The sequence below is a fragment of the Streptomyces sp. NPDC059668 genome (assembly GCF_042734135.1).
Lineage (GTDB): Bacteria > Actinomycetota > Actinomycetes > Streptomycetales > Streptomycetaceae > Streptomyces.
In genome coordinates, this window is the sequence record NZ_JBHWEL010000028.1 from 31717 (window position 1) to 51485 (window position 19769).

A 19769-nucleotide genomic window follows, 5' to 3' on the forward strand; every position below is an offset into this window, starting at 1 on the left:
ACGCCCCCGACATCGACAGGATCGTCGTTCCGCAGTCCGTCTGACCCGCTTCCCGGGGGGGCCCGGGTCACGCCCCCGGGGCCCCGGGGGCCCCCCCCACGCGCCTACGGGGTGTCCTTGCCCGGGGTGTCCTCGTCCGAGGCGTCCACGTCCGGGGAGTCCCCGGTCGCGGTGTCCTCTTCCGGGGCGCCCTCCTCGAAGTAGGCGTCCAGCACGGCGTCGAGCTGTTCCTCCCACTCCTTGAAGCGCGACCGGGCCGTCGCCTCGATCTCGATCGGGTACCAACGGCGGTCCGGCGTGTGCACCGTGACGGTGAACCGCTTCCCGAACCGGGGCGACTCCGTCTCCACGGCCCCGATCTCGTCCCAGCGGAACTCCGCCTCCTGGTCGTCCAGGCGAAGGTGTACACCGCCGTGGTCGGCCTTGATCGAGGCGCGCCGGTCGGAGGCCTCGAAAACCGGTCCGTCGGGATCGGGTTCGGGGTCCGACCCGGTCTCGGTCTCGGGCTCGGAGTCTGCCTCCTCCTCGGACTTGGTGGAGGTCTCGGCGGAGACCTCCTCTTCGGGGGCGACGTCCTCGACAGCCGCCTCCTCGGACACGGCCTCCTCGACGACCGCGTCCTTCGGCTCCGCCGTGGCGGGTGACGTGAGCCCGGGGATGTACGCCGGGTTCACCGCGGCGGCGTCCAGGGGCTGGCTCTTCGAACCTATGCGCTGCTCCACAGCGGGCAGTATGGTCGAAGATCCTGTGCCGGGCACAGCCAGCCCCTACTTAGCTACGCGGCTGTTATACGAACACACTCACCACGGCGGCCACGGCGAACCCGGCGACGGACAGCACCGACTCCAGGACGGTCCAGGTCTTCAGCGTGTCCCGTTCGCTGATGCCGAAGTACTTGGCGACCATCCAGAAGCCGCCGTCGTTGACGTGCGAGGCGAAGATCGAGCCCGCCGAGATGGCCATGATGACCAGCGCGACGAACGCCTGGGAGTGGTCCCCCTCCGTCAGCAGCGGCGCCACGATGCCGGCCGTGGTGACGATGGCGACCGTGGCCGAACCCTGGGCGACGCGCAGGACCAGGGAGATCAGGTAGGCGAGGACGACCACCGGCAGGCCGACGTCGTTGAAGGTGTCGGAGAGCGCCTGGGCGACCCCGCTGCCCTTGAGGACCGCGCCGAAGACACCGCCCGCGCCGACCACGAGCAGGATGTTGCCGACCGGCTTGAGGGAGGCGGTGGACACCGTCTCCAGCGACTTGCGGGACCAGCCGCGCCGGATGCCGAGCAGGTAGTACGCCAGCAGCAGCGCGATCGTCAGCGCGACGAAGGGGTGGCCGAAGAACTCGATGACCGAGCGGCCGGTGGAGGGGTCGAAGGCGATCGAGGAGAAGGTGGCGAGCAGGATCAGCACGAGCGGCGTCCCGATGATGGCCAGCACCGTGGTGAGCGGCACCGGCGCCTCCCGCGGCGTGACACCGGCGGTCCGCTGCTCCTCGGCCAGCGCGGCCTTGGCCTCGTCGGCGGCCTCGACCATGTCCTGCGGTACGGGGACGAAGATCCGCTTGCCGACCCAGGCCGCCCAGGCCCAGGCGGCGAGCACGGCGGGGATGCCGCAGACGATGCCCATCAGGATGACCCAGCCGAGGTCGACGTGGAGCAGGCCGGCGGCGGCCACCGGACCCGGGTGCGGCGGCAGGAACGCGTGGGTCATGGACAGGCCGGCGAGCAGCGGCAGGCAGTACAGGAGGATCGACTTGCCGCCGCGCTTGGCGGCCGCGTACACGATCGGCGCGAGGACGAAGATGCCGACGTCGAAGAAGACCGGGATGCCGAAGATGAGGCCGGTGAGGCCCATGGCGAGCGGTGCGCGCTTCTCCCCGAAGAGCTGGAGCAGCCGGGAGGCCAACACCTCGGCTCCGCCGGAGACTTCGAGCACGGCGCCGAGCATGGTGCCGAGCCCGATGATGATCGCGATGTGGCCGAGGGTGCCGCCCATGCCGGACTCGATGAGCGAGACGGCGTCGGACCGCTGGACGGTGCCGAAGAGTTCGGTGACCGAGAGACCGGCCGCGAGGCCGACGGCTATGGAGACCGCGAGCAGCGCGACGAACGGCTGGAGTCTGACCTTGATGATCAGGAAGAGGAGAAGCAGGATGCCGAGCGCGGCGACCGTGAGGAGGCCGGCGGTGCCGTGGACGACGGCGATGAGTCCACCGGTGTGGGGTGGGGTCTCGGGAGCGGCGGCGGCGAGCAGGGACATCAAGGGGGACCTCGTAATTCCATGGGTCTTTCGGGGCAGGGGGGATCGCGGTGCGGCGCCCCGGGGACGGGCGCCGCACCGTGACGACGTACGGAGTGCGGGTGGAGCGGGAGGGGGCTGGGCCCGGCGTCAGCTCAGGACGGCCAGCGCGTCGATCTCGATGAGGAGGCCCGCGGGCAGACCGACGTAGACGGTCGTGCGGGCGGCGGGGGGCGCGGTGAGGCCCTGCTCCTCGAAGTACGCGTTGTAGATCTGGTTCATCTCGGCGAAGTGGTCGACGTCGGTGAGGTAGACGCGGATCATCATCGCGTCGTCCCAGGTGGCGCCGCCCTCTTCGAGGATGGCCCGGACGTTGGCCAGGGTCTGGAGGGTCTGCTCGCGCAGGGTCGGGCCCGCGGGCGTCGGCGGCTCGCCCTCGACGGCGGGCAGGAAGCCGACCTGTCCGGCGACCTGGAGGATGTTCCCCTTCCTGACTCCGTGCGAGAACTTGGCGGGCGGGGTGGTGTGGGTCTTGGGGGTGAGAGCGGTCTTCTCGGTCATGGGGGTCCTTAGCTGGGGTCCTTCGGGGGCTTTCCGGAGTAGTCGCGGCTGATGGCGTCCGCCGTACGGCGCACCAGCGGGAGCAGGGTGAGGAGTTCTTCGGCGGTGACGACGACGTTGGGCGCGGAGACCGACATCGCGGCGGCGACGCGCCCGTCGGCACCCCGGATGGGCGCGGCGACGCAGTTGATGGACTCCTCGTGGCCACCGAGGTCGGTGGCCCAGCCCTGTTCGCGCACCGTCGCCAGCTCTCTCAGGAAGGCGGGGGCGTTGGGGGTCGAACGGGCCGTGTAGAGGGGGTAGTCGAGCTTCTCCGTGAGGGTGCGGCGCTCGGCCTCGGGCAGGTCGGCGAGGAGGAGTTTGGCGACCGCGGCGACGGTGATGGCGACGGGTTTGCCGATCCGGGAGTACATGCGCACCGGGTAGCGGCTCTCCACCTTGTCGATGTAGAGGACCTCGTCGTCCTCGTACACCGCGAGGTGCACGGTGTGTCCGCACTGCTCGTTGAGGCGGACGAGGTGGGAGTGGGCGATCTCCCGGATGTCGAGGTTCTCGACGGCCTCCTGGGCGAGGGCGAAGAGGCGGGCGCCGAGCCGGTAGCGCTGGTCGGACTGGCGGTAGACCAGGCCGTGCTCGTGCAGGGTGCGCAGGAGCCGCAGCGCCGTGGACTTGTGGACGCCGAGACGGTCGGCGACCTGACCGAGGTCGGCGGGTCCCTCGGCGAGCAGCGGCAGGATGCTGAGCGCCCGGTCGACGGTCTGGCTCATGGGGTACGTACCTCCTCGTCGGCCCGCGTGACGGCTTCGGTCCAGCCGGGGCCGAGTCGAAGTGTCCCCCACGCCTCGTCGTCCAGAGCCGCCAGCCGGTCGGCGTGGTCGCGGGACGGCGGCGCGGCGAGGTCGCCGGGGACGGTGAGGGCGGCGGCGGCCGTGAGGTGGCCGTGCCGCAGCCGGTCACGGGCGGGAAGCCCGCGCAGGGTGGCGGACAGGAACCCGGCGGCGAAGGCGTCCCCGGCGCCGACGGGCGCGACGACGTCGACCCCGAGGGCGGGAACACGGGTGACGGTGTCCGGGCGGGGCTCGCCGCCACGGACACCGCCGGGCCCGGCACCGTGCCCACCGCCGGGCCCGGCGCCGCTCCCGCGCTCGAACAGCGTCGCGCCCGCCGCGCCCTGCTTCACGACCAGGGCCCGGGGTTCGGGCAGTGCGGCGCGGATCGCGTCGGGGCCGCCGGTGACGCCCCAGGCCTCCTCCGCCTCGTCCTCGCCGACGAAGACGAGGTCGCTGCGGCGGGCCAGTTCCAGCAGGACGGTCCGGCCCGTCTCCGGGTGGTGCCAGAGGTGGGCGCGGTGGTTGACGTCGAACGAGACGAGGGGGCGGCCGGGGCGGGCTGCGGTCAGCTCACGGAGCAGGGCCAGACAGTCGGCGGAGAGCGCGGCGGTGATGCCGGAGAGGTGCAGGACGCGTCCGGAGTCCAGCTCCGCGCGGGGCGTGTTGTCCGGGGACATCGCGGAGGCGGCGGAACCGGCCCGGTAGTAGAGGACTTCGTGGTCGTCCGTGGCCCGGTCGCCCGCGGTGCGGAAGTAGATTCCGGTGGGGCGGTGCGGGTCGCGGCGCACGGCGGAGGTGTCGACGCCGTACGCGGTGATCGCTTCCACCAGATGGTCGCCGAACCCGTCGTCCCCGACCCGGCCGATCCACTTGACGCGGTGGCCGGCGGCCGCGAGGACGCACGCCACGTTGGACTCGGCGCCGCCGATCCCCCGGTCGAAGGAGGGTACGTCGGCGAGCCGCCCCGGCCGGGAGGGCAGGAACGTGACCATGGACTCGCCGAGCGCGACCACGTCGACGGGGCGGGTGCCGTCGACGGGACGGGACTCGGCAGCTGCGGGTCCGGTGGGGGTCACGATGACGGGGGCTCCTTGCTCGCGCGGCTCTCGCGGTCGACGGCGCCCGGCGGCACCGTTGACCCTGCGTTGGCTGGGATGTTAGACAGCAGTAAGCGACATACGCAATGACCGTTGCAATACATGCAACGCACCTCATCAGGGAGGCCCCATGGGCGCCGACACCGCCGCAGCACGTCTCGCCGCCCTCGCGGCGGACCGGGTGGACCACCGCTTCAAGGGACTGCCCCCGGACGCCCGGGGTCTGACCGTCGGCGAGCTGACCGCCCAGCGCCGCAACCTCTTCGACGACGGCTTCACCACGCCTGTGCTCGCGCTCTCCGCCGAGCGCCTCACCCACAACCTCGCCCTGATGGAGTCCTACGCCGCGCGCCACGGGCTCGCCTTCGCGCCGCACGGCAAGACCTCGATGGCCCCGCAGCTCTTCCACCGGCAGATCGGGCACGGCGCCTGGGGCATCACCCTCGCCGTGCCCCACCAGGTCTGGGTGGCCCGGGAGTTCGGCGTCGAGCGGGTCTTCCTCGCCAACGAACTCGTCGACGCGGCGGCGCTGCGCCGGATCGCGGCCGAGCTCGCCGGCGACCCGGACTTCCGGTTCGTCTGCTACGTCGACTCGGTGCGCGGTGTCGAGCTGATGGCCACCGCGCTGCACGGCTCCACCCGTCCGGTGGACGTGGTCGTCGAGCTCGCCGCCGGCGAGGGGGCCCGCACCGGCGTGCGGACGGAGGCGGAGTGCGCGGCGGTCGCGGACGCGGTGGCCGCGACGACGACGCTGCGGCTGGTCGGCGTGGCGGGCTACGAGGGCGAGGTGCCGGGGGCCGATCCCGACCGCGTGCACGCGTGGCTGCGCCGGCTGACCGCGCTCGCGGTGGACTTCGACAAGGCGGGCCGGTTCGCCGGGGTGGAGGAGATCGTCGTCAGCGCGGGCGGCAGCGCCTGGTTCGACGCGGTGGCCGACGTCTTCGCGGAGATCCCCGAACTCTCGCGCCCCGTCCTGAAGTTGCTGCGCTCGGGCGCGTACGTCTCGCACGACGACGGTCACTACCGCCGGCTGACGCCGTTCGCCCGGGTCCCCGAGGAGGGCGCCCTGCACCCCGCGTTCCGCCTCTGGGCCCAGGTCGTCTCGCGGCCCTCCCCCGAGCAGGCCTTCGTCAACGCGGGCAAGCGGGACGCGGCCTACGACCTCGACCTGCCCGAGGCCCAGGTGGTCCGGCGGGACGGCCGCGAGCGCCCGGCCGCCGGGGTCGCCGTCACCGGCCTCTCGGACCAGCACGGGTGGCTGACCACCTCCCCGGAGGCGGACCTGGAGGTCGGGGACTGGGTGGGGCTGGGGCTGTCGCACCCGTGCACGTCCTTCGACAAGTGGCAGCTGATCCCCGTGGTGGAGGCGGACGGCACGGTCGTCGACTACGTACGGACGTTCTTCTAGAACCGGCACGGGAAAGGACGCACGCCATGATGGATCTCGTCATCCGTGACGCGGAGGTCGTCGACGGCACCGCGGGCCCCTCGTACCGCGCGGACGTGGGGATCGAGGGCGGCAGGATCACCACCGTGGTCAAGGAGGGCGCCGCGGCCGGCTGTCTGCGGCCGGTGGCCCGGCGGGTCCTGGACGCCGAGGGGCTGGCCCTGGCGCCCGGCTTCATCGACATGCACGCCCACAGCGACCTGGCCCTGCTCCGCGACCCGGAGCACACCGCGAAGGCGGCCCAGGGGGTGACCCTGGAGGTCATCGGCCAGGACGGGCTGTCGTACGCGCCGGTGGACGACCGCACGCTCGCCGAGGTCCGCAGCGCCATCACCGGCTGGAACGGGTACGGCGACGACATCGACTTCAGCTGGCGCTCGGTCGGCGAGTACCTGGACCGCCTCGACCACGGCTTCGGCGGCGAGGGCATCGCGGTGAACGCCGCGTACCTGATCCCGCAGGGCACGGTCCGGATGCTCGCCGTCGGCTGGGAGGACCGCCCGGCGACGGAACGGGAGCTGGACCGTATGCGGCGGCTGGTCGCCGACGGTCTGCGGGAGGGTGCCGTCGGCATGTCCTCCGGCCTCACCTACACCCCCGGCATGTACGCCCAGGACGCCGAACTCACCGAACTGTGCCGGGTGGTGGCCGAACACGGCGGCTACTACTGCCCGCACCACCGCTCGTACGGGGCGGGCGCCCTGGAGGCGTACGAGGAGATGGTGGCCCTCACCCGCGAGGCCGGCTGCCCGCTCCATCTCGCGCACGCCACCATGAACTTCGGGGTGAACGAGGGCCGGGCGCCCGAGCTGCTGGCGCTCCTGGACCGCGCGCTCGCCGAGGGCGCGGACATCAGCCTCGACACCTATCCCTACACCCCCGGCTGCACCACCCTCGTGGCGATGCTGCCGAGCTGGGCGAGCGAGGGCGGCCCCGAGGCGGTGCTCGCGCGCCTGGCGGACGACGAGAGCGCCGAGCGCATCCGGCACCACATGGAGGTCGTCGGCGCGGACGGCTGCCACGGCGTCCCCATCGAGTGGGACACCATCGAGATCTCCGGCGTGACCGAGCCCGCGCTCGCGGAGTACGTCGGCAGCACGGTCCGGCAGTCCGCCGACCGGCTCGGCGAGGACCCCTGGACCACCGCCCGCCGCATCCTCCTGGACGACCGGCTCGGCGCCACGATCCTCCAGCACGTCGGCCACGAGGAGAACGTCCGCGCCATCATGCGGCACCGCGTGCACACCGGCGGCTCGGACGGAATCCTGCGCGGCGACAAGCCGCACCCACGCGCCTACGGCACGTTCCCGCACTATCTCGGCCGGTACGTACGGGAGTTGGGCGTCCTCCCGCTGGAGGAGTGTGTCGCCCACCTCACCGGCCGCCCGGCCGCCCGGCTGCGGCTGCCGGACCGCGGTCTGGTCCGCGAGGGCTACCGCGCCGACCTCGTCCTGTTCGACCCGGCCACCGTCGCGGCCGGGTCGACCTTCGAGGCTCCGCGCACCCTCCCGACGGGCATCCCGTACGTGCTGGTCGACGGCCGCTTCGTGATCGAGGACGGACGGCGCACGGACGTCCTGGCGGGGCGGGCGGTCCGCCGTACGGCCTGACCGCCCGCCCCGCCGGGCGGTCACGGCTTGGGCAGGGCGCACCCGGCGGCGCTCAGATCGAGCTTGTTGCCGGTCCCGAAGCAGGGGACGATCTGGTACGTCTCCTCGGCGTAGTTGATGCCCTGGCGGATGGTGACGTTGCCGCTCGCGTCGACCTCGCACGGGTTGTTCACGGTGCAGCGCTCGCCGTCCTCGTTGCCGGTGTTGTTGACGGCGACGACCTTGCCGGTGGCGTTGTCGATGACGGGCGACCCCGAGGTGCCGCCGATGGTGTTGCAGGCGGAGGTGTAGCGGACCGAGTCCTTCCAGGTCCAGTCGCCCTCCTTCAGGCGGTACACGAACCCGTCGACGTTGCAGCTGTAGGTGCGCTTCCAGTAGCCGGAGACGACCTTGATGGCGGTGCCCGCGGTGGGATGCGTGTCACTGAGGGTGAGCGCGCTGATCCCGTACGAGCTCCTGATCTGCGCGTAGGTGCGGGTGAGCTGGTAGATCGTGATGTCGGTGTCGGTCATCGTCGAATACGCGACCTTGCTCGCGCGCAGCGTCCCGACGCCCGTCCCCGCGGAGTTGAGCAGGGTGAAGGAGCGCGTGGACGCCTGGCCGACGATGACCTCGCCCGGCTCCGGGAAGCCCGTCTCCAGGCAGTGGCCGTTGGAGAGCACGAGCGCGGGGTCGCTGTCGGCGGAGTTGGGCATCCGGATGACGGAGCCGGAGCAGTTGCTGAGCGCGACGGTGCCGGCGTAGGTCACGGCCTGGACGGCCGGCGCCCGCACGGCCGACGACCGGGCGGCCGACGACTGCGCGGCGGACGCCTGCGCGGCCGGTGCGGGGGCGTGGGCGGGGGCGGGTGCCGCGACCGCGGGTGCCACGCCCGCCCCGGTGATCACCAGGGCGAAGAGCGCGGCGACGAGAGGCTTTCTCATGTGGGGGTCCCCTCTTGCGACTTGGGTGACCGGAGGTCTTCCGGCCACGACCAGATTTGTCATGCGCATTGTGATGTGAGGGGACGTGTCGGACAAGGAGACGTTTCCGGCCGCGGGCGGGCGCCGGATGAACCGTGTGGTCGCGGTCACCGACCCGTTCGGGGGAACCTCGCCCATGGCCGGAACCGGCCCCGCCGCGCCCCCCCACTCACCCCCCGCTCCCCCCGGCCCACCCCTCGGTCCGCCCGCCGCGCCAGGACACGGGGGCGCGCGCCCGCGGTCACGGGGTCCACGGCGCACCAGGGGACGAAAGTCACCCAAAACACCACGTCTCACGTGGTGGAAAACACGCCCCGCGAAGCGTTACGCGGCCGTAAGCTCACGGACATGCAGGTGATCCAGTCGACCAAGCTCGCCAACGTCTGTTACGAGATCCGGGGCCCGGTGCTCGAGGAGGCGATGCGGCTGGAAGCCGCCGGCCACCGGATTCTCAAGCTGAACACCGGCAATCCGGCCGCCTTCGGGTTCGAGTGCCCGCCGGAGATCCTGGAGGACATCCTCCGCAACGTCTCCTCGGCGCACGGCTACGGCGACGCGAAGGGCCTGCTGGCCGCCCGCCGCGCCGTCGTCATGCACAACCAGACCCTCGGCATCGAGACGGACGTCGAGCACGTCTTCATCGGCAACGGCGTGTCCGAGCTGATCGTGATGGCGATGCAGGGCCTGCTCGACGACGGCGACGAGGTGCTCGTACCGGCACCGGACTACCCGCTGTGGACCGCGGCCGTCTCCCTGTCCGGCGGTACCGCCGTCCACTACCACTGCGACGAGCAGTCCGACTGGATGCCCGACCTCGCGGACGTGGAGCGGAAGGTCACCGACCGCACCAAGGCGATCGTCATCATCAACCCGAACAACCCGACGGGCGCGGTGTACGACGAGGCGATGCTGCGCGGGCTCACCGACATCGCCCGCCGCCACAACCTGCTCGTCTGCTCGGACGAGATCTACGACAAGATCCTTTACGACGACGCGACGCACACCCCCACCTCCGCGGTCGCCCCCGACCTGCTCACCCTCACCTTCAACGGCATGTCGAAGGCCTACCGGGTGGCCGGTTACCGCGTCGGCTGGATGTCGATCTCGGGCCCCCGCGCCCACGCCGACTCCTACATCGAGGGCCTGACGATCCTCGCGAACATGCGACTGTGCGCGAACATGCCGGGCCAGCACGGCGTGGTCGCCGCGCTCAGCGGCCGCCAGACCATCGGCGAGCTCGTCCTGCCGGGCGGCCGCCTGAAGGAGCAGCGGGACGTCGCGTACGAGCTGCTGACCCAGATCCCGGGCGTGAGCTGCGTGAAGCCGAAGGGCGCGCTGTACCTCTTCCCGCGCCTCGACCCGAAGGTCTTCAAGATCAAGGACGACCGGCAGATGGTGCTCGACCTGCTGCGTCGCGAGAAGATCATGGTCGTCCAGGGAACGGGCTTCAACTGGCCGGAACCGGACCACTTCCGGGTGGTCACACTGCCGACCGTGGGCGATCTGACCGACGCGGTGACCCGGATCGGCACCTTCCTGGACGGATACAGCCAGCCCTGACCCTCACCCTGCGTACGCGCCGGACCCAGATGCGCGACCTGGCTCAACTTTAGACGAAATCCAAGCTAGGATGGTTTCCTGCGAGCGCACAGGAGGCCGTCCCATGTACGAACCGATCCGCACCCCGTCGGTGCACACGGCGACCGCCACGCCCTCGGACTTCCCCCACCGGTCGCGCGAGGAGGAGCTGGACATCCAGCTCGCCGGGCATCTCGCGGCCCTGCTCGCGGTGACGGACGAGATCCGCGCGCTCGCTCCCTCCGCCGACCTGGACACCGCTGCCGTGCGGCTCGCCGAGCAGGTGGCGCGGCTGCGGGGAGGCGTCTCGCCGGCGCGCGCCTCCGCGGCCACCCCCCAGCCGCGCGCCACCGCCCTGCACCAGCGCGCCCACGCCCTCGCCGGACGCGCCCTCGTCGTCGCCGCCTCCCGCGCGGACACGGCGGCCGCGATCCTGGCCGCCGAGCGCATGGACGCCCACGCCCTCGCCACCGGCCCCCGCACCCTCGCCTCCCGCTGAGCCCGGCGCTCCCCCGAACGGCCCCGGTCCGCGTGCACCCGCAGCGACGCGCGGACCGGGTGCCACACACCCCGCCCGTCAGCCGGGCGTCACGGCCGTCGTCCGCGGGTCCACCGCCGCGAGCAGCGCCAGCCGCTCCGCCGCCTCCGTGCCCGGCGCCGCCGAGCAGACCGTGATCCGCAGATCCGCGCCGGGCACCGTCAGGGTGTCGCAGTCCACGACGATCGCCCCGAGCCCGGGATGGTGGATCGTCTTCGTGTCGGCCGTGTGGAACCCGACCGTGTGCGCGGCCCACAGTGCGCGGAACCGGTCGCTCTCCCGCCGCAGGTCCGCGATCAGCGACCGCAGCCCCTCGTCCCCGGGCCAGCGGGCGGTGGCGGACCGCAGATCCGACACGAGGGCCGCCTCCAGCCTCGTCAGCTGCTCCGGTGTGTGCGTGACCCGGGTCGGCAGCCCCGTGAACTGCCGCCACACGTAATTGCGCTCCCGCCCCCGCCACCCGGAGGGGTCGCCGACCAGCGCGGCCCACAACGGGTTCCACGAGATCAGGTCGTACGCCGCGTCGTGGACCGCCAGCGGGGCGAGCCGCAGCTGATCCAGCAGCCGCTGGACGCTGGGCGGGACGTGCCGCGAGACGTGCCCGGCCGCGGGCGGCGCCTGGCCGGCCAGCCGGAACAGATGGTCGCGTTCCGCCTCCGACAGACGCAGCGCGCGGGAGAGCGCGCTGAGCACCTGGTCGGAGGGGGAGGTGGCCCGGCCCCGTTCGAGACGGGTGACGTAGTCCACCGAGAGGCCGGCGAGCTGCGCCAGCTCCTCCCTGCGCAGCCCGGGCGCCCGCCGCACACCGCCCGTCGGCAGTCCGGCCTCCCCCGGTGCGGCCCGGTCGCGCCAGTGCCGCAGCGCCACGCCGAGTTCCCCGTGCGCTCCCTGCACTCCGTGTCCGCCGTACGCTCCGTGCACTCCGTGTCCGCCGTACGTTCCGTGCTCCCCGTGTGCCGCCAGGTCCGCGCTCATCCCTCCATGGTGCTCCCTCGTGGACCGCGCAGCCTGGTACTGCCGGACCCCCCGATACCGGGGCCGGGCCGCGCGACCCCGACCCGTCCGACCCGTCCGACCCGTCCGACCCGTCCGACCCTTGCGACCTGTCTGCCCCGTCGGACTCGTCGGACCAGTCGGACCCGTCAGACCCACCCAACCAGACGCGGTCGTACGGGAGTTCACCGGAACCGACGTCCAACGTGCCCCCGGCACCGACGTCTTCGGCGGCGTCCGCGCCCCGGGAGGCGCCCGTTCCGGTTGCATACCGGGATAGGTCGGTCACTCCCCGTTCACCCGGTGCCTCCGGGAACGTTGGATTCCGGGAGCACTCTCCTCGGTGTGAGACGCATCGTGGGAATCGTCCTGGCGGTCCTGCTGATCGGCGGCGTGGCAGCAGCCGTCGTAGCGGGCCGCGAAGGTCAGGACACGGGCACGGCAACGAAGACCGTGCATGGAGTGATCGGTTCGGAGAAGGCGGAGTTCTTCGCCGACCCCGACGTGGTGAAGGCCCTCGCCGCCAAGGGCTACACCGTGAAGACGGAGACCTCCGGGTCCTGGGCCATGGAAGGCCTGGACCTCAAGGGGTACGACTTCGCCTTCCCCTCGAGCCAGGCCCCGGCCGACGAGCTCGCCGCCAAGTACCACGCGCGGCAGCCGCTGCCGCGCCCCTTCTACTCGCCCCTCGTGGTCGTCGCCCACCGCAGCGCCGCCGAGGTGCTGGCGGCGAACGGGCTCGCGACCGTCGGCAAGGGCTCGGGCACGCTCAGGATGGCCGCGTACCTCAAGGCCGCCGAGCACGACCGGACCTGGCAGCAGCTCAAGGGGGCCGGCGCGCACGGCGAACTGACCGGCACCCTCTACATCGCCACCACCGACCCCGCCACCTCCAACTCCGGCGCGCTGTACCTGGCCGCCGCCTCGTACGTCGCCGACGGCGGCCGGGTCGCCGCGGACACCGCCGCCGTCACCCGCACCGCACCCCTCATGCGCAAGCTCGTCAGCGTCCAGGGCGCCCAGCAGACCAGCACGGACGCCGCGTTCCGGGACTTCGTCAGCGGGGCCGGGAACCCGCTCGTGCTCGTCTACGAGTCACAGGTCGCCTCGCTGCTCGCCCAGGGCCAGGACGTCGGCGACCTCACCGTCCTGTACCCGGACACCACCGCGAACAGCGACCACACCGTCGTGCCGCTGACGGAGGCCGGCCGCGCGCTCGGTGAACTCCTCAGCAGCGACCCGGCCCTGCGCAGGCTGGCCGTCAAGCACGGGTTCCGTCCGCAGGGCGCGAGCGCGGAGTTCACGGCGGCGACCGCCGCCCACGCCACCTATCTCAACCAGAAACTGACCGGCGTCCGGCAGGCGCCCGTGCCCGCCTCCGCGGTGCTGCACGAGATGGCCCGCCGGGCGAAGGGCCAGGGGGGAAGCACATCATGAGCATCGAGGACACGTTCACCCTCACACCGCCGGAGGCGGTCGCGCCCGTGCCGCGTGAGAAGGCCGGCGGGCTCGTGCCCGTCGACCCGTCCGTGCAGGACGAGATGGCGCGCCGGGCCGCCGAGTACATCGGCGGACTCACCTCCCTGGACGCCCGTTCACCCGAGTTCGCGGGCAAGGTGGGGGAGATCGCGGGCCTGGGCGCGAGCGAGATGCGGGGAGCCGCCGCGCAGTCCAACCGCATGCTGGAGCGCACCCTGCGCAGCCTGCCCTCGAAGGGCGAGGACGCGCAGTCGCACGTCGCGGGCTCGCTCGTCGAACTCCGGCGCGTGGTGGAGGACCTCGACCCGCGTGACCTGCCCGCGGGCAAGGGGCGCAAGCTCCTGTCGCGGCTGCCGGGCGGCAACAAGCTGCGCGACCACGTCGCCAAGTACGCCTCATCGCAGGCCACCCTGAACAAGATCGTGGGCTCCCTGCGCGGTGGCCAGGACGAACTGCGGCGCGACAACGCGGCGTTGCAGACCGAGCGGGTACGGCTCTGGGAGACGATGGGCAAGCTCCAGGAGTACGTGGTGCTGACCCAGGCCCTGGACACGGCCGTCGAGCAGCACATCGCGGGCGTCGACGCCGCCGACCCCTCGCAGGCCGACACCCTCCGCTCCGACGTCCTCTTCCCGGTGCGCCAGAAGCACCAGGACCTGCTGACCCAGCTCGCGGTGTGCGCGCAGGGCTACCTGGCCATGGACGTGGTCCGGCGCAACAACGACGAACTCATCAAGGGCGTCGACCGCGCCGCCACCACCACGGTCTCGGCGCTGCGCATCTCCGTGATGCTCGCCTCCGCCCTCGACAACCAGCGCAAGGTCGTCGACCAGGTCAACGCGCTGCGCGGCACCACGGAGGAACTGATCCGCGGCAACGCCGAGATGCTGTCCACGCAGAGCGGCGAGATCCAGCGCATCGCCGCCGACCCGGCCGTCGGCGCGGAGACCCTCCGTACCGCCTTCCAGCAGATCTACCGCACCCTCGACGCCATCGACACCTACAAGGTCCAGGCCACCGAGTCGATGGCGGCGACCGTGGAGTCCCTCACCTCGGAACTCCAGCAGGCGAGCGTCTACCTGGAGCGCAGCAGGTCGCGGGGCGCCCTGGACGGAGGATCCGCGTGAGACCACGACTGACCGCCCTCGCCGTGCTCGCGCTGCTGACGGCGTGCACGTCGCACCCGCAGCAGGAGCGGGGACCCGAGAAGGACGCGCCCGGACCGGGCACCCTGCGGGTCCTCGCCTCCAGCGAACTCGGCGACATGACACCGGTGCTGGAGCAGGTCCGCAAGGACACCGGCATCACGGTCCGCCCCACCTACCTGGGCACCCTCGCCGCCGTGGACCTCCTCGCGCGCGGCAAGGTGGACGGCTCGTACGACGCGCTGTGGCTGTCGTCCAACGACTATCTGCGGCTGCGGCCGGAGGCGGCGAGGAAGGTCGTCTCGGAGACGCCGGTCATGTCGAGCCCGGTGGCCATCGGGGTGAAGCCGGCGACCGTGAAGGCCCTGGGCTGGAAGCCGGACGACGTCAGCTGGACGCAGGTGGAGAAGGCGGTGGCGGAGGGCCGGCTGACGTACGGCATGACCGACCCGGCCCGCTCCAACTCGGGTTTCTCCACCTTGATCTCGGTCGCCTCGGGCCTGTCCGGAGCGCAGTCGGCGCTCACCGGGGCGGACGTGGACAAGGCGACTCCGCGCCTCAAGGAGTTCTTCAAGGGCCAGAAGCTGACCTCGGGTTCCTCCGGGTGGCTGGCGAGCGCGTACCGGCGCCGCGGCACCGTGGACGCCCTGCTCAACTACGAGTCCGTCCTGAAGGGGATGAAGGACCTGACGGTCATCCGGCCGCGCGACGGCGTGGTGACCGCCGACTACCCGGTCTCCTCGCTCGCCGCCACCGACAAGGACACCCGGGAGACCGTCCGCCGCCTCACCGAGGAGCTGCGCACCCCGGCGGTCCAGCGGCTCATCACCGAGCGCACCCTGCGCCGTCCCGTGGTCCCCTCCGTCGCACCGGCGGCCGGCCTCGACACGAGCAGACGGCGCGAACTCCCCTTCCCCGGCAGCCGGGCCGTCGCCGACCGGCTCCTCGACTCGTACGAGAACCAGCTCCGCCGGCCCTCCCGGACCGTGTACGTCCTCGACACCTCCGGCTCGATGCGCGGCAGCCGGCTCGACCGGCTGAAGAAGGCGCTCACCTCGCTGACAGGCGACTTCCGCGAACGCGAGGAGGTGACGCTGATGCCGTTCGGATCGGACGTGAAGAGCGTCCGCACGCATCTGGTGCGGCCCGCCGACCCGGGGGCCGGGCTGGACGGCATCCGGGCGGACACGCGGGCGCTCAGTGCCTCGGGAGACACCGCGATCTACACGTCGCTGGAGAAGGCGTACGAGCATCTGGGGGCCGACGACGACTCGTTCACGTCGATCGTGCTGATGACCGACGGCGAGAACACGACGGGCTCGGGACCCGGGCACTTCGACGGCTTCTACCGCGAACTGCCCGGCGCGCAGCGGGAGATCCCCGTCTTCCCCATCCTCTTCGGCGACTCCGACCGGAACGAGCTGGGGCACATCGCCGACCTGACCGGCGGCCGTCTCTTCGACGCCCGCAAGGGTTCGCTCGACGGCGCCTTCGAGGAGATCCGTGGCTACCAATAGGTTCGTGGGCTATCTGGAGTCCCGCAAGAACCTGGCCGGCAGCGCCTGCGGGCTCGGCGGGCTGGCGCTGACCTTCACGGGGCTGGCGGGCGTGTACTGGCCCGTCGTCGTCGCGGGGCTGTACGGCGCGGGCGCGCTGATCGCGCCGCCGGAGCGGCCGCCGCTCCCGGACTTCCCCGACCCCTCCGCGCAACTGGAGGAACTGCGGGCCGACTTCGCCACCCTGCGCACGTACCTGGAAGGCGTCGAGCTGCCTCCGGCGGCCGCGGGCCGGCTCACCGAGCTGGACGAACTCCTGGCCGCCCTGCTGGACCCGGGCTGGGTCGCCGAGGTCCTCGCGCGCGACCCGGAGGGAGTGCACGCGCTCTCCCGTGCCGTACGGCAGGACATTCCCGAGGCCGTCGACACCTTCGTACGGACCCGGTGGTGGACCCGGCTGACGCCCGGGGCGGAGCCGCCGGAGCGGCATCTGGAGCGGCAGCTCACCCTGCTGTACGAGGAGGCCGACCGGCTGGCGGGGGCACTGCGGGAGGCCGAGGCGCGGCGTCAGGAGACGCACACGCGGTATCTGGAGGAGCGCGGCCGCTCGCAGTGACCGGCCGGGGCTCCGGTGATGACGGGCGCCGGGCTCCCGCGTCTGATCGCGCGGGACCCCGGCGGGGTGCCGTCACCGCGGCCGGCCCTGGCGACGTCGCAGGTCAGGGCAAGTCCGGCCGGCCGCGGAGTGGGTGAGGGGCCTAGCCCAGACGCTCCACGAGCGCCCGGTACTCGTCCCACAGCTCCTTCGGGGTGTGCTCGCCGAAGGTGTTGAGGTGCTCGGGCACGAGCGCGGCCTCCTCGCGCCACACCTCCTTGTCGACGGTGAGCAGGAAGTCGAGCTCCGACTCGGAGAGGTCGAGCCCCTTGGTGTCCAGGGCGCCCTTGGCCGGCAGGACGCCGATGGGGGTCTCGACGCCCTCGGCGCGGCCGTCGAGGCGGTCCACGATCCACTTCAGGACCCGGCTGTTCTCGCCGAAGCCCGGCCACACGAACTTGCCCGCGTCGTTCTTGCGGAACCAGTTCACGTAGTAGATCTTGGGGAGCTTCGCCTGGTCCTTGTCCTTGGCGACGTCGATCCAGTGACCCATGTAGTCGCCCATGTTGTAGCCGCAGAACGGCAGCATCGCGAACGGGTCGCGGCGCAGTTCACCGACCTTGCCCTCGGCGGCGGCGGTCTTCTCGGAGGCGACGTTCGCGCCGAGGAAGACACCGTGGTTCCAGTCGAAGGACTCCGTCACCAGCGGTACGGCCGTGGCGCGGCGTCCGCCGAAGAGGATCGCCGAGATCGGCACGCCCCTGGGGTCCTCCCACTCGGGCGCGATGATCGGGCACTGGTCGGCGGGGACGGTGAAGCGGGCGTTGGGGTGGGCGGCCGGGGTGCCGGACTCCGGCGTCCAGTCGTTGCCCTTCCAGTCGGTGAGGTGGGCCGGGGTCTCCTCCGTCATCCCCTCCCACCAGATGTCGTTGTCGTCGGTCAGCGCGACGTTGGTGAAGACCGAGTTGCCCCAGAGCGTCTTCATCGCGTTGGCGTTGGTGTGCTCGCCGGTGCCGGGCGCGACGCCGAAGAATCCGGCCTCGGGGTTGATCGCGTACAGCCGGCCGTCCTCACCGAAGCGCATCCAGGCGATGTCGTCACCGATGGTCTCGACCGTCCACCCGGAGACGGTGGGCTCCAGCATGGCGAGGTTGGTCTTGCCGCACGCGCTCGGGAAGGCCGCGGCGACGTACTTGGACCCGCCCTGCGGCGGGGTCAGCTTCAGGATGAGCATGTGCTCGGCGAGCCAGCCCTCGTCCCGGGCCATGACGGAGGCTATGCGCAGGGCGTAGCACTTCTTGCCGAGCAGCGCGTTGCCGCCGTAGCCAGAGCCGTACGACCAGATCTCGCGGGTCTCCGGGAAGTGCGAGATGTACTTCGTGGAGTTGCACGGCCACGGCACGTCGGCCTCGCCCTCGGCGAGCGGCGCCCCGAGCGTGTGCACGGCACGCACGAAGAAGCCGTCGGTGCCGAGCTCGTCCAGGACGGGCTGTCCCATGCGGGTCATGGTGCGCATGGAGACGGCGACGTAGGCGGAGTCGGTGATCTCGACGCCGATCGCGGAGAGGTCGGAGCCGAGGGGGCCCATGCAGAACGGGACGACGTACATCGTCCGGCCCTTCATGGAGCCGCGGCAGACTCCCTGCTCGCCGGTGAAGATCTCCCGCATCTCCGCGGGCGCCTTCCAGTGGTTGGTCGGGCCCGCGTCCGCCTCCTTCTCGGAACAGATGAACGTCCGGTCCTCGACCCGTGCGACATCGGTCGGGTCGGAGGCGGCGTAGTAGGAATTGGGGCGCTTGATCGGGTCGAGCTTCTTGAAGGTGCCCTTCCGCACGAGCTCCTCGCTCAGTCGCTCGTACTCGGCCTCGGATCCGTCACACCAGACCACGCTGTCCGGCTGCGTCAGTTCGGCGATCTCGTTGACCCACGAGATCAGGTCCTTGTGCTGGGTGGGAACGGTGGAGGGAGCCGCGATGTCGCGCGCCACGATTGCTCCTAGATGAGGGGTTTTGTTTGTTGTGCCCCTTGGGGGCTGCGACCCGGATGCTTCACGGTGAGGGAACCCTGGCGCTCATCCGGTGCCGACCGCACTCATTTGATCATCCGACGCATCCGCCCATATGTCCAGAGGGCCTCACAGCTGAGCGGAGTGAGCATCGCCACGTGTACCCACGCTTCTTTGCGTCCACACGGGGTTCAGCTGAAGGATTTTTTGCCTGAGCGCCGCGGCGCGCCGACTGCGTGAGAAGATGGCTGTTCTTGACCGGTCGGCGCGGCGTACTGATACGTAACTTACGGTTCCGTAGGTACGATTCACCGTATGACTGCGCCCGTCCCCGACGCGCCCACGGACTCGCCGGCCGCAGGCCGCGGTCCCGTGGCGCCCTCCCTGTCGCAGCCGGAAACACATCCGGTCAAGCCCAAGCTCCGTGGCTGGCTGCACCTCGGCATGTTCCCGGCCGTCCTGATCTCCGGCCTGGTGCTCACCGCCCTCGCGAGTTCGACCCGCGGGCGCATCGCCTGCGGAATCTTCGTCCTGACCGCCTGCCTCCTGTTCGGGGTCAGCGCGCTCTACCACCGCGGCGACTGGAGCCCGCGCATGGACGGAGTGCTGCGCAGACTCGACCACGCCAACATCTTCCTGATCATCGCGGGCACCTACACGCCGCTGACGATGCTGCTGCTCCCGGAGGCCAAGGGGCAGTGGCTCCTGTGGAGCGTCTGGGGCGCCGCGGCGGCCGGTATCGCCTTCCGGGTGTTCTGGGTCGGCGCCCCCCGCTGGCTCTACACCCCCTGCTACATCGCGATGGGCTGGGCCGCCGTCTTCTTCCTCCCGGACTTCATGCGCACGGGCGGGATCGCCGTCCTCGTCCTGGTGATCGTCGGGGGCCTGCTCTACAGCGCGGGCGGAGTGATCTACGGGATCAAGCGCCCCAACCCCTCCCCCCGCTGGTTCGGCTTCCACGAGGTCTTCCACTCCCTGACCCTCGCGGCGTTCGTCGTGCACTACGTGGGCATCTCGCTGGTGGCCTACCAGCACGGCTGACCCACCCGCCGGATCACCCACCGGACCCCCTCCCGGCATTCCCGGCCACCCGAAGGGGGGGGGGGGGGCGCGCGCGGCCCCGAGGGAATGCCCGGGCCCGAGAGCGCGGACCCGCGCGGCATACTGTTACGGCACAACGCGGTGCGAGTGTACT

17 protein-coding genes are annotated in these 19769 nt (G+C 71.7%); 9 read left to right on the forward strand and 8 right to left on the reverse strand.

The genetic code is table 11. The features are described 5' to 3' along the window. Positions 1–104: 104 nt before the first annotated feature. The 5 genes from ACFV2J_RS21345 to ACFV2J_RS21365 all read right to left on the reverse strand — a co-directional run bounded on the left by ACFV2J_RS21345 (position 105) and on the right by ACFV2J_RS21365 (position 4705). On the reverse strand, positions 105–722 hold the full coding sequence (locus tag ACFV2J_RS21345; protein WP_385093699.1) for a hypothetical protein: 618 nt from the start codon (positions 720–722) through the stop codon (positions 105–107). A 64-nt stretch (positions 723–786) separates the two neighbouring features. Further along, positions 787–2259 carry a GntP family permease gene (locus tag ACFV2J_RS21350; protein WP_385093696.1) on the reverse strand — a complete coding sequence of 491 codons (1473 nt, stop codon included), beginning with the start codon at positions 2257–2259 and terminating at the stop codon, positions 787–789. 129 nt (positions 2260–2388) lie between these two features. Beyond that, a complete protein-coding gene (locus tag ACFV2J_RS21355; RefSeq protein ID WP_266701094.1) occupies positions 2389–2799 on the reverse strand; it encodes a RidA family protein in 411 nt (136 codons plus the stop codon). 8 nt (positions 2800–2807) lie between these two features. Further along, a complete protein-coding gene (locus ACFV2J_RS21360; protein ID WP_385093693.1) occupies positions 2808–3566 on the reverse strand; it encodes an IclR family transcriptional regulator in 759 nt (252 codons plus the stop codon). Then, positions 3563–4705, reverse strand: coding sequence for a sugar kinase (locus tag ACFV2J_RS21365; RefSeq protein WP_385440007.1), 1143 nt, complete (start codon positions 4703–4705; stop codon positions 3563–3565). The genes ACFV2J_RS21360 and ACFV2J_RS21365 overlap by 4 nt, the downstream gene beginning before the upstream one ends. Before the next feature lie 151 nt (positions 4706–4856). Here ACFV2J_RS21365 and ACFV2J_RS21370 point away from each other — a divergent pair, with 151 nt between their 5' ends. Beyond that, on the forward strand, positions 4857–6134 hold the full coding sequence (locus ACFV2J_RS21370; RefSeq protein WP_385093688.1) for an amino acid deaminase: 1278 nt from the start codon (positions 4857–4859) through the stop codon (positions 6132–6134). Positions 6135–6160: 26 nt separating this feature from the next. Next, the gene (locus ACFV2J_RS21375; protein WP_385440010.1) at positions 6161–7783 is read left to right on the forward strand and encodes an amidohydrolase family protein; all 1623 of its coding nucleotides are present in this window, start codon (positions 6161–6163) and stop codon (positions 7781–7783) included. 20 nt (positions 7784–7803) lie between these two features. On the opposite strand, the gene ACFV2J_RS21380 is transcribed toward ACFV2J_RS21375, so the two are convergent. Continuing rightward, positions 7804–8706 (reverse strand): serine protease, encoded by a 903-nt coding sequence (locus ACFV2J_RS21380; RefSeq protein ID WP_385083878.1) that lies wholly within the window; start codon positions 8704–8706, stop codon positions 7804–7806. A gap of 387 nt (positions 8707–9093) precedes the next feature. On the opposite strand from ACFV2J_RS21380, the gene ACFV2J_RS21385 reads away from it, so the two are divergent. Both ACFV2J_RS21385 and ACFV2J_RS21390 read left to right on the forward strand, forming a co-directional pair. Then, entirely contained in the window at positions 9094–10305 is a 1212-nt protein-coding gene (locus ACFV2J_RS21385) for a pyridoxal phosphate-dependent aminotransferase (protein ID WP_385083879.1), read from the forward strand. Between the two features lie 103 nt (positions 10306–10408). Beyond that, positions 10409–10822 (forward strand): hypothetical protein, encoded by a 414-nt coding sequence (locus ACFV2J_RS21390; RefSeq protein WP_385083880.1) that lies wholly within the window; start codon positions 10409–10411, stop codon positions 10820–10822. A 78-nt stretch (positions 10823–10900) separates the two neighbouring features. Here ACFV2J_RS21390 and ACFV2J_RS21395 read toward each other — a convergent pair whose 3' ends face one another. After that, positions 10901–11836, reverse strand: a complete 936-nt coding sequence (locus tag ACFV2J_RS21395; RefSeq protein WP_385083881.1) for a helix-turn-helix transcriptional regulator — start codon at positions 11834–11836, stop codon at positions 10901–10903. Positions 11837–12199: 363 nt separating this feature from the next. Between ACFV2J_RS21395 and ACFV2J_RS21400 the strand changes: the two genes are divergently transcribed. From ACFV2J_RS21400 to ACFV2J_RS21415, 4 genes are read left to right on the forward strand one after another with little or no spacing between them, the layout of a single operon-like run. Continuing rightward, a complete protein-coding gene (locus tag ACFV2J_RS21400; protein ID WP_385083882.1) occupies positions 12200–13291 on the forward strand; it encodes a substrate-binding domain-containing protein in 1092 nt (363 codons plus the stop codon). Further along, positions 13288–14460: a toxic anion resistance protein gene (locus tag ACFV2J_RS21405; RefSeq protein WP_385083883.1), complete on the forward strand. Its 1173-nt coding sequence runs from the start codon at positions 13288–13290 to the stop codon at positions 14458–14460. The genes ACFV2J_RS21400 and ACFV2J_RS21405 overlap by 4 nt, the downstream gene beginning before the upstream one ends. Beyond that, on the forward strand, positions 14457–15995 hold the full coding sequence (locus ACFV2J_RS21410; protein ID WP_385083884.1) for a substrate-binding domain-containing protein: 1539 nt from the start codon (positions 14457–14459) through the stop codon (positions 15993–15995). Before ACFV2J_RS21405 ends, ACFV2J_RS21410 begins: the two co-directional genes overlap by 4 nt. After that, entirely contained in the window at positions 15982–16590 is a 609-nt protein-coding gene (locus ACFV2J_RS21415; RefSeq protein ID WP_385083885.1) for a hypothetical protein, read from the forward strand. Before ACFV2J_RS21410 ends, ACFV2J_RS21415 begins: the two co-directional genes overlap by 14 nt. A 142-nt stretch (positions 16591–16732) precedes the next feature. On the opposite strand, the gene ACFV2J_RS21420 is transcribed toward ACFV2J_RS21415, so the two are convergent. Then, positions 16733–18556: a phosphoenolpyruvate carboxykinase (GTP) gene (locus ACFV2J_RS21420; RefSeq protein WP_385440016.1), complete on the reverse strand. Its 1824-nt coding sequence runs from the start codon at positions 18554–18556 to the stop codon at positions 16733–16735. Between the two features lie 333 nt (positions 18557–18889). Between ACFV2J_RS21420 and ACFV2J_RS21425 the strand changes: the two genes are divergently transcribed. Then, positions 18890–19615 carry a hemolysin III family protein gene (locus ACFV2J_RS21425; RefSeq protein ID WP_385083887.1) on the forward strand — a complete coding sequence of 242 codons (726 nt, stop codon included), beginning with the start codon at positions 18890–18892 and terminating at the stop codon, positions 19613–19615. Positions 19616–19769: the final 154 nt, after the last annotated feature.

Excerpts from the sequence above, each read along its gene's own strand:
- ACFV2J_RS21350 (WP_385093696.1), bottom strand. The coding sequence starts at position 2,259 with ATGTCCCTGCTCGCCGCCGCCGCTCCCGAGACCCCACCCCACACCGGT.
- ACFV2J_RS21355 (WP_266701094.1), bottom strand. The coding sequence starts at position 2,799 with ATGACCGAGAAGACCGCTCTCACCCCCAAGACCCACACCACCCCGCCC.
- ACFV2J_RS21360 (WP_385093693.1), bottom strand. The coding sequence starts at position 3,566 with ATGAGCCAGACCGTCGACCGGGCGCTCAGCATCCTGCCGCTGCTCGCC.
- ACFV2J_RS21370 (WP_385093688.1), top strand. The coding sequence starts at position 4,857 with ATGGGCGCCGACACCGCCGCAGCACGTCTCGCCGCCCTCGCGGCGGAC.
- ACFV2J_RS21375 (WP_385440010.1), top strand. The coding sequence starts at position 6,161 with ATGATGGATCTCGTCATCCGTGACGCGGAGGTCGTCGACGGCACCGCG.
- ACFV2J_RS21380 (WP_385083878.1), bottom strand. The coding sequence starts at position 8,706 with ATGAGAAAGCCTCTCGTCGCCGCGCTCTTCGCCCTGGTGATCACCGGG.
- ACFV2J_RS21385 (WP_385083879.1), top strand. The coding sequence starts at position 9,094 with ATGCAGGTGATCCAGTCGACCAAGCTCGCCAACGTCTGTTACGAGATC.
- ACFV2J_RS21390 (WP_385083880.1), top strand. The coding sequence starts at position 10,409 with ATGTACGAACCGATCCGCACCCCGTCGGTGCACACGGCGACCGCCACG.
- ACFV2J_RS21395 (WP_385083881.1), bottom strand. The coding sequence starts at position 11,836 with ATGAGCGCGGACCTGGCGGCACACGGGGAGCACGGAACGTACGGCGGA.
- ACFV2J_RS21405 (WP_385083883.1), top strand. The coding sequence starts at position 13,288 with ATGAGCATCGAGGACACGTTCACCCTCACACCGCCGGAGGCGGTCGCG.
- ACFV2J_RS21425 (WP_385083887.1), top strand. The coding sequence starts at position 18,890 with ATGACTGCGCCCGTCCCCGACGCGCCCACGGACTCGCCGGCCGCAGGC.